This window comes from Bacillus taeanensis (assembly GCF_003318295.1).
Lineage (GTDB): Bacteria > Bacillota > Bacilli > Bacillales > UBA6769 > Maribacillus > Maribacillus taeanensis.
In genome coordinates this window covers 36605-50450 of record NZ_QOCW01000004.1, presented here as the reverse complement: position 1 = coordinate 50450, position 13846 = coordinate 36605, and the positions used below count along the sequence as shown (strand labels likewise).

General features: G+C 36.4%; 14 protein-coding genes. All 14 read right to left on the bottom strand.

Translation table 11 applies throughout. The features are described from left to right. Window positions 1-60: 60 nt before the first annotated feature. The 14 genes from DS031_RS05370 to recD2 all read right to left on the bottom strand — a co-directional run bounded on the left by DS031_RS05370 (window position 61) and on the right by recD2 (window position 13817). Window positions 61-1809 (bottom strand): peptidoglycan D,D-transpeptidase FtsI family protein, encoded by a 1749-nt coding sequence (locus tag DS031_RS05370; protein WP_113804906.1) that lies wholly within the window; start codon window positions 1807-1809, stop codon window positions 61-63. 104 nt (window positions 1810-1913) lie between these two features. Beyond that, window positions 1914-2393 carry a transcription elongation factor GreA gene (gene greA, locus DS031_RS05365; RefSeq protein ID WP_113804905.1) on the bottom strand — a complete coding sequence of 160 codons (480 nt, stop codon included), beginning with the start codon at window positions 2391-2393 and terminating at the stop codon, window positions 1914-1916. A 153-nt stretch (window positions 2394-2546) separates the two neighbouring features. Next, the gene (udk, locus tag DS031_RS05360) at window positions 2547-3182 is read right to left on the bottom strand and encodes a uridine kinase (protein WP_113805095.1); all 636 of its coding nucleotides are present in this window, start codon (window positions 3180-3182) and stop codon (window positions 2547-2549) included. Window positions 3183-3212: 30 nt separating this feature from the next. Next, on the bottom strand, window positions 3213-3854 hold the full coding sequence (locus DS031_RS05355) for an O-methyltransferase (protein ID WP_113804904.1): 642 nt from the start codon (window positions 3852-3854) through the stop codon (window positions 3213-3215). A 96-nt stretch (window positions 3855-3950) separates the two neighbouring features. Further along, entirely contained in the window at window positions 3951-5102 is a 1152-nt protein-coding gene (gene mltG, locus DS031_RS05350; protein ID WP_113804903.1) for an endolytic transglycosylase MltG, read from the bottom strand. Between the two features lie 223 nt (window positions 5103-5325). Next, complete coding sequence (locus DS031_RS05345; protein WP_113804902.1) at window positions 5326-5619, bottom strand: DUF1292 domain-containing protein; 294 nt, start codon at window positions 5617-5619, stop codon at window positions 5326-5328. A 22-nt stretch (window positions 5620-5641) separates the two neighbouring features. Beyond that, complete coding sequence (gene ruvX / locus DS031_RS05340) at window positions 5642-6052, bottom strand: Holliday junction resolvase RuvX (RefSeq protein ID WP_113804901.1); 411 nt, start codon at window positions 6050-6052, stop codon at window positions 5642-5644. A gap of 72 nt (window positions 6053-6124) precedes the next feature. Continuing rightward, entirely contained in the window at window positions 6125-6382 is a 258-nt protein-coding gene (locus DS031_RS05335; protein WP_113804900.1) for an IreB family regulatory phosphoprotein, read from the bottom strand. 84 nt (window positions 6383-6466) lie between these two features. Beyond that, window positions 6467-9103 (bottom strand): alanine--tRNA ligase, encoded by a 2637-nt coding sequence (alaS, locus tag DS031_RS05330; protein ID WP_113804899.1) that lies wholly within the window; start codon window positions 9101-9103, stop codon window positions 6467-6469. A 379-nt stretch (window positions 9104-9482) separates the two neighbouring features. Further along, window positions 9483-10547, bottom strand: a complete 1065-nt coding sequence (locus DS031_RS05325) for an AI-2E family transporter (protein ID WP_113804898.1) — start codon at window positions 10545-10547, stop codon at window positions 9483-9485. Between the two features lie 94 nt (window positions 10548-10641). Next, window positions 10642-10791: a DUF3918 family protein gene (locus DS031_RS05320; protein WP_245947228.1), complete on the bottom strand. Its 150-nt coding sequence runs from the start codon at window positions 10789-10791 to the stop codon at window positions 10642-10644. A gap of 6 nt (window positions 10792-10797) precedes the next feature. Continuing rightward, window positions 10798-10986 (bottom strand): hypothetical protein, encoded by a 189-nt coding sequence (locus DS031_RS05315; protein WP_113804896.1) that lies wholly within the window; start codon window positions 10984-10986, stop codon window positions 10798-10800. A 13-nt stretch (window positions 10987-10999) separates the two neighbouring features. Then, window positions 11000-11482 (bottom strand): PRC-barrel domain-containing protein, encoded by a 483-nt coding sequence (locus DS031_RS05310; RefSeq protein WP_181833029.1) that lies wholly within the window; start codon window positions 11480-11482, stop codon window positions 11000-11002. 31 nt (window positions 11483-11513) lie between these two features. Beyond that, window positions 11514-13817, bottom strand: a complete 2304-nt coding sequence (recD2, locus tag DS031_RS05305) for an SF1B family DNA helicase RecD2 (RefSeq protein WP_113804894.1) — start codon at window positions 13815-13817, stop codon at window positions 11514-11516. Between the last annotated feature and the right edge of the window lie 29 nt (window positions 13818-13846).

Genomic DNA, 13846 nt, shown 5'->3' with positions numbered 1-13846 from the left:
AAAAATTGTTACAACATTCAAAAATTATTATATTGAGTATGTTTTAAAAGGTACTCCTAATCATGTTTTAGGGTGAGTCTTCCTATCATATTCATAAATAAGCTCTACCACTTTTTCAAAAGCATTATTTACGCTGCTGTCATTGTTTTCTAAATTAAATACAACCACTGCATACTTAGGATTCTCGTATGGGAAAAAGCCTGCAAACCATTTATTGTGTTTTTCTTTGTTTTGTTTCTGTGCGGTACCAGACTTTCCGGCAATCGTATAAGGTAAATCAACAAAGCGATGACCTGTCCCATTCTTACTTGTTACAACACTTCGAAGCATCTCCTGTAGGATTGCCGCAGTTTGCTTGGTAATTTGTTCTCCTTGAAGAGAATGTGCTGTAAACGGAATAGCAGTTGTCCCTTGTTTATACACAAGTTCACTGACAATACGCACTTGTTTCTTCTCTCCTCCGCGGGCAATCGTTGCCATCATATTAGCTGCAGCTAACGGTGTTAAGCGAACATTTAATTGACCAATCGCCGTTTGTCCAACTGCCTTGCTTACATTTTTATCACTTTCACTTCCCCAAAATTGGTTATGGCTTTCTCCTTCTAGTTGTTGAAAGTTATCTAGATGATAAACATTTCCGCTCCATCCTACATGTTTTGCTATTCCAAGTTTTTCAGCATATTCTTCTACTATATTTTTATGTTTCTTAATCATTTCATCAGCAAGAACAGCAAAAGTTCGATTGCAGCTTTGCGCAAAACTTTCTTCAAATGTAAGCATTCCAAGCTCTCGCTGTGATTGCCCTTCGCCATATAAATTTTCATTACAATTAAACAGTTGATCTTTAGAAATGATTCCTGATTCAATGGAGGCTGCACTAATCACTGTCTTAAAAATAGAGCCGGGAATATGAGATTTTAACACTTCATTATCTGCTCCTCGTCCTAGTGGGTCACTCTCATCAAAATGCGGCCTGCTTACCATTGCTAATACATCGTTTGTTTCAATGTCTAAAATGACAATACCGCCATGCTCAATTTTCTCTTGATCGACTGCTTCTTCTGCTATTACTTGAATTGATTTATCAATTGTAGTCCTTACCTTAAGTGGATAGAAAGGATTTGCTGGACCTGCGTATTTTACACTTAATCCAAATAAGGGTCCCCCGTAACCATCTGCATGATAAACAAGTTTTTCTTCTCCTTCTGATACAATAAATGGATCAAAAGCTTTTTCTAAACCGCTGATTCCAAGTTTTGTATCTTTCATTAAAATACCTTTCTCCACTTTTTCCGGATACCGATTTTTTAGTTCTTCAAAATTTAATCCTGTACTGCCAATTAAGTGCTGTGCAAACGTATCTTTTTGTTCACCATCAATTACTAATGCATACATACCTGGTATTTTTAATTGATTAATTTTCTCCATTTGTTCTTTAGATAACTCTTTAAAATAAGTAAAGGGCTGATCTTCTTTTTCAATTTGGCTTAAAAGGGTAGATGGTGATGTATTTAAAATAGAAGCAACGGCTTGGGTCGGCCATACCAATGTTTTGATTACCGGAAAAATAACAAGAGCACGTTTCTGGTTATGCTGTAATGGCTCATAAAATCGATCGATAAATGTTCCTCTTCCATTATTTATAATGTAAGACTGGGTTCGCTGTTCAATACTTGCTGTAATGAGGTTAATATTATGTTTAGAAAAGGATTCTACCGATATTAACTGAATATGAGCCAGGCGCCCCAAGAGCCCTAAAAAAATAATCAGTAAAAGAAATGAAAATAATTGAAGACGCTTTTGATGCATCGATTTCACCTCAGCATCATTTTCGCCTTATTTAATAGAATTTAACCATTAAATCCCTTTTAAAATATAAAAACTCCCCTGCTCTTTGCAGGAGAGTTTTGCTTTTATTTTACATTCACAATTCTTACTGAGATATCGCCACCTGGTGTTTGGACGACAACCTCATCACCAATAGATTTTCCTAATAAACTTTTCGCCATTGGTGAATCGTTTGAAATCTTACCTTCAAATGGGTCAGATTCCGCACTTCCAACGATCGTATATTCTTCTTCATCACCATCAGGAAGTTCAACAAATGACACTGTTTTGCCAATTGAAACAACATTTGGACTCGTTGATTCATCTTCTTCAATAATGACTGCATTACGAATCATATTTTCTAATTGAGCAATACGTGATTCAACAAATGCTTGCTCATCTTTTGCAGCATCATATTCAGAGTTTTCGGAAAGGTCACCAAAACTGCGAGCAATTTTTATACGCTCAACGACTTCTTTACGCTTTTCAGTACGTAAATGGTCTAATTCTTTTTGTAATTTTTCCTTACCTTCCTGAGTCATATAAAATTCTTTTTCTTCTGCCATATTTAACACTCCTTCAACTTCACTCTCTATAAGTAATATGCTGTAAACACCAAATTATATGAAAAAAAGAGGTGAACCACCTCATTTTTTAACATGAATGTTTCTTCATTCATAAAGCATACTGTCTTACGCAGTTATATGAACAAGCGCTTCTTATAAAAACGCTTTTTCTTCCAAAATGATTTTGATTTTCGTAACCATTAAATCAATTGCTACTTTATTTTGGCCACCTTCAGGTATAATAACATCTGCATAACGCTTCGTTGGTTCAATAAACTGTAAATGCATTGGCCTTACGACAGTTGAATACTGTTCAATAACCGATTCTAACGTCCGGCCGCGGTCTCGAGTATCACGTAAAAGCCTTCTCATAATTCGAATATCAGCATCTGTATCCACAAATACTTTAATATCCATTAAGTTTCTTAAACGTTCGTCTTCTAGTATTAAAATACCTTCTAAAATAATGACATCTTTTGGTTCAATTGAAATAATTTTATCACTTCTTGTATGAACTGTATAGTCATATACTGGTTTTTCAATTGCTTTATGACGAAGCAATGCCTCAATATGAGTAATCAACAAATCATTATCAAATGCTAAAGGGTGGTCATAATTTGTTTGTAAGCGCTGTTCCATTGTTTGATTTGATTGATCTTTATAGTATGCATCTTGTTCAAGAATTAAAATCGATTGATTTTTGAACTGACGATAAATTTCTTTTGCCACCGTTGTTTTCCCTGAACCTGAGCCGCCAGCGACACCAATTACAACAGGCTTTTTTGACATTTGCATATTCCTTTCTAACCAGATGTTATATTACTTCTCCTTTATGCTGACTGCAATGCCATCACCAATTGGATAGATTGTCGTACTATAGTCTGGGTGTTCCATTAAAAACTTATTGTACTGTTTTAATTTTTTCACCATGCTACGGAATCGTTTTTCAACAACTTCTTCTTCCGCAACAAGTCCTCGGAATAACACATTATCTGAAATAATAATCCCGCCTGATTGGACATGTTCAGCATATGTATCATGAAAACGCATATATTGTCCTTTAGCAGCATCAATAAATAATGCATCATATGGTCCTTCATACTTCACTTCTTCTGCCGCTTCTAACGCATCGCCTTCAATCACTTTAATGCGAGCAGTTAAACCGGCTTTATGAATATTTTGTTTTGCAAATTGAAACCTTTCTTCATCACGTTCAATTGTAATAATCTCGCATTCAGGCAGTGAAAGCGCCATTCTAATTGCTGAATATCCAATAGCCGTGCCAATCTCCAAAATTCTCTTTGGTTTTTTAAGCTGTAATATATTCAACATCGCTTCCATACTAACAGGATCCATAATTGGCACATGATGTTCTTTTGCATATAACTCCATTTCCGTTACATAAGACGGAAGTGGTTTTCTTAACTGAACGATATATTCTTGAATCTCAGTTGAGACCATTTCGCGCAGCCTCCTTTACAATAACCCGATATATTTTAACATAAAAAGAAGGAGGATTGCGAGTTTTTCTCACAATTCTCCTCTTGGAAAACGATGTTAATTATTATTTTTCTTTTCTTTAACCTCTTCCCACTCAGGTTTATACTTTTTAGCCGTTTGATTATGAGCTTTTAATGTTTCATTATAAATAACTTCTCCATTTGGACGAGCGTAAAAGTAAAGGTCGTCCACCTGCTCTGGATGTATCGCTGCCTCAATGGCCGCTTCTCCTGGACTAGCAATTGGTGCAACAGGAAGGCCTGTATTCTTGTACGTATTATATGCTGACTCTACTTCTAAATCGCTGTAAAGAACTTGCACACGATGATCTTGCTGGGCGTATAAAATGGTAACATCAGATCCAAGCGGCATACCTGCTTCAAGACGATTATAGAAAACACCGGATACTTTTTTCCGATCTTCTTGTTTCTTTGTTTCTTCTTCAATTACAGAAGCAAGTGTGAGAATTTCATGGGTACTGTATTGACTTGCATTTATATCGCCTTTATATTTCTCTAGTATTTGTTGCATTTTTGCAACCATGCTATGAATAATTCCCTCTAAATCTGGTTCTTCTTTCACAAATTCATAGGTGGCTGGAAATAGATAGCCTTCAAGAGGATAAATAATACCTTCTGCTTCGATTTTTTCTTTATCAATCATTGAATAAGTGCTTGCTAAAGAATTAATAAAGCCTTCATCTTGGAGTTTTGTTATAACTTCTTCATTAGTATATGGTGTTTTTTCTGCAATTTTTTCTGCAATTTCAGTAAGACGCAGCCCTTCAGGAATCGTAATTTTTAACGCTGCCTGCTGAATCACTTTACCTTCTTTTAACGAGCCAATAATTTCTTCTAGTTTCATTGCCGGTGTTAATTCATAGTCTCCTGCTTGAAAGCCTGTCTCATTTTTATATTTGACATAATAGCGAAAAACAAGTGCATCTTTAATAATGCCATTTTCCTCTAGTATTCGACCGATTTGAGATACAGAGGAACCAATCGGGATCGAAACATTGACCGCCTCTTGATTCTCTGAATCTACTGGTTTTAATGCATTATTTACATAAACATAACCGCCTGTTACTATTGCTCCTACCGCAATTACAATTAAAGCTACAATTGTAAAAACAATACGGCGCACAACACGGTTTTCTTTTTTACGCTCTTCTAATTGTTGATGATTGATTTGAAAAGTTGGTTCTGCCAAATCAGATCTCCTCCTTTCACCTGTACTATTATACTATATGTGTATAAAATGTCAGCTGTTTTTTAAGAAGCATTTAAGCACATCGCTTATATTCTAGATGTATTTCCTTATTTTCCACCATAAAAAACATCATTGTACAAAAGCTTTAAAAATAAAAATACGAACCTCTTTGTAAGAGGTTCGTATTTTATAATCGGTTCTATCTTTTAAAGAAAACTTTTACTTATTCATCCTCATCTTCTGGTGTAAACGTATTAAGCATTTCTTCTACCATTTCCCACTCTTCATCTGTTTCAATTGCATGAAGTTCTAGATCATCATCTTTTTCGCCTTTTTCTTCATAGCGGAAGGCGAAAACTTCTACTTCTTCTTCTTCATCATATTCTTCACCAACTGGAATCACTACAACATATGAGTTATTTGTCTCATCTACATCAAATGTAAAAAGTACTTCAAATAAATGTTCTTCACCTTTTTCATTTGGAATAATAATTCGCTCTTTGCTTTCAATTGCCATTTTCAGCACCTCGTTTTTCTATTTATTTGCTGTCTAAATAACCTTGTAAAATCATTACAGCAGCCATTTTATCAATAACTTTTTTCCGTTTTTTTCGGCTCACATCAGCAGAAATAAGCATTCGTTCTGCAGCAACAGTCGTCAATCTTTCATCCCAAAGCACTACAGGAAGTTCAAATACCTCTTCAAGATGAGCTGCAAATGCTTGACAAGCTTCCCCACTCGGCCCAATGGAACCATTCATGTTTTTAGGCAATCCAACAACAAACTTATCGACATTATATTGTTCTACAAGCTCTTTTAAACGGTTCTCCTCGTCTTCTAATCGAGCTGTTCGTTTAATTGTTTCAATCCCTTGAGCTGTCCAACCCATTTCATCACTTACGGCAACGCCAATCGTTTTTGATCCAACATCTAAACCTAAAATTCTCATACTTTCTCCTTTTAAAGGCTGTAAAAAGGCATCAATGCATCGATTGACGCCTTTTTACATTTACTGAAAACCTTAACTGTTCTTTAAATAGGATTTCACTAATTCCTCAATTAATTCATCACGCTCAATTTTACGAATTAAACTGCGTGCATCTTTATGACGTGGAATATAAGCAGGATCCCCTGACAATAAATAACCAACAATTTGATTGATCGGATTGTACCCCTTTTCCTGCAGTGCTTCATAGACATTGTTTAATACTTCATTCACATTGTGATTATAGGAATCGTCTTGAAAATTAAACTTCATTGTTTTGTCCATTGAACTCATTTCTAGCACACTCCTCTCTCAGCTTTCCCGCTTAAAGCCAACCTTCCATATTTCGCTAGTTCTATTGTACACTAGGATGACTGATTATGAAATGGATTTTACCCATTCATATGCATATTGAAGTGCTTCTTCTAATTTCGCTGGATCCTTTCCGCCTGCTTGAGCCATATCTGGGCGACCGCCGCCGCCTCCGCCGCAGCGCGATGCCACTTCTTTAATTAATTTTCCAGCATGATAGCCGCTTTCTATTAAATCTTTTGTCACACCAGCAACTAAGTTTACTTTATCATTTTGTGCTGATCCTAAAATAACAATACCAGAATCTAACGAATTTTTCAGATCGTCTACAATGGCACGTAAATTGTTCATATCAGAAGCATTTACTTTTTTAGCAATAATCGAAATCCCATTAATTTCCTTTACTTCTTGAGCAAGACTTTTTGCTTCAATATTACCTAGTTTTGCAGATAAAGATTCGTTTTCACGCTGCAAATTACGAACTTGAGTCTGTAATGCGTCAATTCTTCCTGGCACTTCTTTTACATTCGTTTTTAAAGCAGATGCTGCTTCTTTTAAAATATGAATTTCGCTGTTCATTAACTGATAAGCTTCTTTTCCTGTTACAGCTTCAATACGACGTGTACCCGCTCCAATCCCTGATTCAGATACAATTTTAAATAAACCAATTTCAGCCGTATTATTGACATGACAGCCGCCGCACAGCTCTAAACTGTAATCCCCTACTTGAACAACGCGAACAACATCCCCATACTTCTCACCAAACAAGGCCATTGCTCCCATTGCTTTTGCCTCTTCAATTCCTTTACGCATAATATTAACTGAGATATTTGCCCATACTTTTTCATTTACAATTGCTTCGATTTTTTCAAGCTCTTCAGCTGTAATTTGACCAAAGTGTGAGAAATCAAAACGCAGACGCTGTGGTGCAACAAGAGAACCTGCTTGGTTTACATGATGTCCAATCACATCCTTTAATGCTTGATGCAGTAAGTGTGTTGCCGTATGGTTTTTAACAATTTCCGCACGCTTTTCTTGATTCACCAGCGCTTGTACTGCTTGACCTTTTCGCAGTGAACCGCTCTCTACAACAACCGTGTGAAGATGCTGTCCGTTTGGTGCCTTTTGCACATCTTTTACGCTTACAAGTAGGTTTTCTGCCGTAATGGTTCCTTGGTCAGCAATTTGACCGCCGCTTTCTGCATAAAAAGGCGTTTGATTTAAAATAATTTGCGCTTCCTCACCTGCTGTTACTTCATCAGTAAAATGATTATCTTTTACAATCACTTCAACAGCAGCATCAATGACAAATTGATCATACCCAATAAACTCACTCTCTACTTTTACATCACCAAGGACACCGCCCTGGACCTGCATGGATCCAACTTCTTGACGTGCTGCACGCGCGCGTTCTCGTTGATTAGCCATTTCACGATCAAAGCCTTCACGATCAATCGTTAATCCTTTTTCTTCCGCATATTCTTCTGTTAATTCAAATGGAAATCCATACGTGTCATATAAGCGGAATGCATCTTCTCCAGAAATGACTGTACTATTTTCTTGCTGAAGCTTTTTCATAATTTCTGAAAGGATGGCTAAGCCTTCATTTAATGTTTCATGAAAACGCTCTTCTTCTGTTTTAATAACTTTTTGAATAAACGCTGTTTTTTCCTTCACTTCTGGATAATAATCCACCATAATATCACCAACAACAGGGACAAGTTCATACATAAATGGACGATGAATATTAATTTGTTTTGCATAACGAACCGCACGTCGAAGTAAACGTCGTAACACATAACCGCGCCCTTCGTTCGATGGAAGTGCGCCATCTCCAATTGCAAATGTCACTGTACGAATATGGTCGGCAATTACTTTAAAAGCAACGTCTTTTTCAGCTGCTTCATTATACTTTTCTTTTGCAATAAGCTCTGTCGCTTCAATAATTGGAATAAACAAGTCTGTATCAAAATTTGTTTTTACATTTTGAATAACTGAAACCATACGCTCGAGCCCCATACCAGTATCAATGTTTTTCTTCGGAAGCGGCGTATAGCTGCCATCAGGGTTATGATTAAATTGAGAAAAGACAAGGTTCCAAATTTCTAAATAACGCTCATTTTCTCCTCCAGGATATAATTCTGGATCATTCGGATCATCACCATACTCTGGACCACGATCATAGAAAATTTCAGTATTTGGACCACATGGACCTTCACCGATATCCCAGAAATTATCTTTTAAGCGAACAATACGCTCTGTCGGAACACCAATTTGATCATGCCAATAGTTGAATGCTTCCTCATCATCAGGATAAATCGTAACAGAAAGTTTTTCAGGGTCAAATCCAATCCATTTGTCGCTTGTTAAGAATTCCCATGCCCATTCGATTGCTTCTTCTTTAAAATAGTCACCAATTGAGAAATTCCCAAGCATTTCAAAAAACGTATGGTGTCTTGCTGTTTTCCCTACATTTTCAATGTCGTTTGTACGAATTGATTTTTGCGCATTTACAATACGCGGGTTTTCAGGAATAACCCGGCCATCAAAATATTTTTTTAATGTTGCAACTCCACTGTTAATCCAAAGCAATGTTGGATCTTCATGTGGCACAAGGGAAGCACTTGGTTCAATAGAATGACCTTTTTCTTTAAAAAAATCTAAATACATTTGTCTTACTTGTGCGGATGTTAACTTTTTCATACTACTCCTCCTCAATTTTATGTATAAAATGGTTCATTAGAAAAGCGTAAAGTACCTAGAGATGTAATTAAAACAAATAAAAAAACTCCCATCCCTAAAACAGGGACGAGAGTTTACACTCACGCGGTACCACCCTGGTTATGAACAGTTTTGTCCATCACCTTTAAGACCATAACGGCGGTCAACCGACAGGATTTGCCTGCTCTCTGGATTAGCATTCCATTACTCTTCATCTAGAATTTCTTCCAGCCTAAGGAAATTCTTCTCTTACATTGTGCAAACAATGCTTAGATGGGCTGTAATGTACTCGATCCGTCATCAATTTACTTATAATAAATTCATTATCTGCCGTTATTATAGAAAAGCTAAGCGTACTTTGTCAATGTTTTGTCCGATAAGTTCGAAAGTAAACAAATAATACTCTAATTACAGCTAGAATGGGCACTGCCACAATCATTCCAAATATCCCGCCAACTTCTTCTCCAACTAAAAGCGCAAAGATAATAAAAATAGGGTGCATATGCAAACTTTTTCCGACTATTAATGGTGATAAAACATTCCCCTCTAAAAATTGCAAAAATAAGACAATTCCTGCAACTAAAAATATTTTTTTAATAGAAATAGCAGCCGCAATAAAAACAGCAGGCAGTGCACCTAAAATAGGACCAAAATATGGAATGATATCCGTAATACCAATAATAACACCAAGCAATATTGGATAAGGCATCCCTATTGCCCATAAACTAAGCGCGGCCACAATCATTAAAATTGTAATCACTAATAATTGTCCACGTATGTAATGTCCTAATGATTCATCTATTTGTTTTAATAATGAACAAGCATGCTTTCTCCACTGTTTTGGGGTTATATACCATGCTGTTCGTTTCACACTTTCAAAATCCTTTAATAAATAAAAAACAAGAAAAGGAACAACAATTAACACGAAGATCCCATTTAACAGTTCCTTTATCCCAGCAATTAATGAATCAATGCTTTGATTAAGAGTATTTTCCAAATCAACAAGAGTTTGTTCAATTCTTGTATGGAAAAATGGAGGTAAATGGGATGTTTGATTATTTAACATACGAATCCAATTGTGATAGATTTCAAATAAATCAGGCATTCCTACTGCTAACTCTTGAAGCTGTTTTATAATATGAGAAAGTCCTTTTACAACACTAAAACCGACACCTCCAAAAAACAATAAATAAATAAGTAATATCGCTAACCAGCGTGGGATATGCCTTTGATGAAGTTTTTCAATAATGGGATGTAACAAATAGGTAATAAATCCGGCAATAAAAAATGGGACCAATAGTGTGATGATTACTTTAAGCACTGGTTCCCAAATCGGCGCCAGCTTTAAAAACATGTAGCTGCATAAAAAAATAAGCAAAAGAACAGTGAGTCGTATAAGCCATGGAACAAATTGATCTTTTTTCATTAAACTCCCTCCGTAATATTAGCTTGCAACAAGAAGGATATAAATATAACGAGGTTAACTCTTAAGAGTTAACCTCGTCTTCACAATTAATCAATTAGTAAATAGCTTTTGAAATTCTTTTCCTTAATTTTTTCACGTTTTTACTTGATAACATCTCCATATTTCGATTTCTTGCCATATTTGCTGCTGTTGCACCAACTCCCGCAGCAAGAATAGATGTTATGACACGATTCAAAAGAACCACCTCATTTTACATTTCCGCCTGTCTCTCTGTTTCATCAAATAAATCATCAAGCGTTGTTAAACTGCCATCTTCTTCTACTTGATTTAGGGAATACACACCGTTTGAAAGCGCAAGTTCAATATAGCAGCTCCAACAATAATAATGATTCACACCAATTTTACCTAAATTTTTACTTGAACAATTTGGGCAGCGCAAGTTTTGCTCCTCCTTAGGTATTTTTCACAATAAGGATATCGTTTTGTACGGAAAGCCCAGAATGAAACTTAATCTGTTTTAATCCTTCCGTCATATCTGTAAACCATCCTTCTGTCATCTCAATACCCTCAATTGTGCCCGCATGCTCTTGAAAATATACATCTTTTACTAACCCAAGTTGTTCACCATCTTCTGAAACAACAGGTTTACCCATCATAGCATGGCGCTGCTCCATTGAATAATATGATTTTACATCTGCAGTCATCGGCATTAAATCATCTCTGCTGTAAATGATTAACCCTTCTTCTTCAAGTAAAAACGGGACGGTAAAAGGTAAAAAGTGATCACGCTGCAGAAAGCCTTTGACATCGATTTTGAAACCTTTTATTTCACCTATTTGATCAAACAAAAGGTCTTCAATGCTCCCTAAAACCGAAACATCGGTAGAGTTAACAAGATAGACAGGCAGTTTTTTTAACTGGTTAAATGTCCGCAAAAGCATCGCCACCTTCCCGAACATTTATAGTTTATGTGTCAAGAAAGGAATCATCCGTTGAAACGATTTCCATTAAACGTTCCTGCAGTTTCGTTTTTAACATTGAATTTCGCTCTTCCTGCTCGTATTTTTCAACAGCCATTTTTATCGCAGCTTCTTCTCCGCACAACAATAAAAACTCTTTACTTCTTGTAATAGCTGTATAAATTAAATTTCTTCTCAGCATACGAAAGTATCCTTTTACAATTGGTAAAATGACAATTGGAAATTCACTGCCTTGAGATTTATGGATGGAACAGCAATAGGCATGTGTTAATTGGTTGAACTTATTTCGTCCATATACGACTTCGATTCCATCAAAAGAAACAACAAGCTGATCTTCTTTTTCCGTATTTTCTTTTGCATAAAACACAGCGACAATTTGTCCAATGTCTCCGTTAAAAACATTATTTTCTGTGTCATTAACAAGCTGCAGCACTTTATCACCAACACGGTAAAACAAGTCGCCAAACTGCAGTTCACGAGTTGTTTCCTTTTTAGGATTAAACAGCTCTTGGAGCATACGGTTAAGCTTTTCCACCCCTGCATTTCCCCTATACATTGGAGCTAATACTTGAATTTCATTTGCTGTATATCCTTTTCCAATCGCATTTTTACAAATTTGCTCTACTGCATCTCCAATTTGCTCCTGTGTACAGGGAAAAAAACGTCGATCATGTGTGGGCTTCTGTAAGTCATCCGGAAGTTCCCCATTTTTTATATGATGTGCTAGTTGAATAATCGATGATCCTTCAGCCTGTCGATAAATATCAGTAAGACGAACGGTTGGAATAACTGCAGAATCTAATAAATCTTTTAACACTTGTCCTGGTCCAACAGATGGAAGTTGATCTTCATCTCCCACTAAAATCACCTGCATACCTTTTGGAAGACATTTAAATAACTGATGGGCAAGCCATAAATCAACCATTGATACTTCATCAACAATTAATAATTTCCCTGATATTGGGTGGTCTTCATCATGCTCAAATCCTTCTCCTTTCCAGCCTAATAAGCGATGAATCGTAACGGCTGGCAGTGCAGTGGATTCACTCATACGCTTCGCAGCTCTTCCTGTTGGAGCCGCTAACACGATTGGAAACGGATTATCTTTTGAATAATCTCGTCGATTAAGCGAGAGATCATGAAGTTTTGCATATATTTCTACAATTCCTTTAATAACTGTTGTTTTCCCTGTTCCAGGTCCACCTGTTAAGATCATTACCGGCGACGTCAATGCAGTATGAATGGCGCGTTTTTGAGATTCTCCATACTGCATGTTGAACTGCTTCTCAATTTCCTCAAGCTTTTCATAAAATTGGGCTTCCGAAAAATGTTCTTTTACATCCGTATTCCCCATTAATTTCTCAATATTCGTAACAAGACCTTTCTCAGAAAAATAGAGTGATGGTAAATAAATCCGCTCTTTATCTAAGATGATTTTCTCTTCTTGATAAAGGCCAATTAACTCCCGGGAAATTTCCTGTTCATCTATTTTCCTTCCATCGTCTAGAAGCTCCTGCACCCCTGAAATATATGTTTCGTATTGTAAAAAAGCATGCCCCTCCTGCACAGACTTATCACTTAGCCAATACAAACATCCAGCACGAATTCGTTCTGGATGTTTACCACTAATGCCAAATGTTTTTCCAAGCTCATCTGCTCTTTTAAAGCCAATTCCTTCTACATCATGAATGAGCTGATAGGGATTATTACGAATCACTTCAATCGTTTCTTGTTTATAAGCTTTATATATCTTCATTGAAAGCTGTGGGCCAAATCCATAATCAGATAAAGCAATCATTACCCGTTCTAACCCTTCATGCTCTTTTAATGTTTGATACAGTGTTTGCGCCTTTTCCTCTGAGAGCTTTGGAACTTTCTCAAGAACAGCAGGATTGTTTAATATTTTTGAGATGGCTCGTTCTCCAAGGGCGTCGACAATATGTTCTGCTGTTTTCTTCCCAATCCCTGAAAATAAATCCCCAGATAAGTACTGAACAATTCCATGCTTCGTTTGCGGAAGTTCCCTTTTATGCTTTCGCACGTGATACTGATTCCCAAATCTAGGGTGATCAATAAAATCCCCATAAAAGGTGTAGGTCTCCTGTTCGTAAAGAAGAGGCAGACTTCCTGTAATCGTAATTTCTTTTCCATCATAGTTTTCAGTTGTTTCTTTAATTTTGATTTTTGCAACCGTATAGAAATTCTCCTCATTATAGAAAATATAATGAAGCAGGATTCCCTTAATAAAGCGTTCTTCTTCTTTATAAAAATCTAGCTGCTGTTGATCCATTGGACTTCTTCCTCACCTCTCTTTTAAGG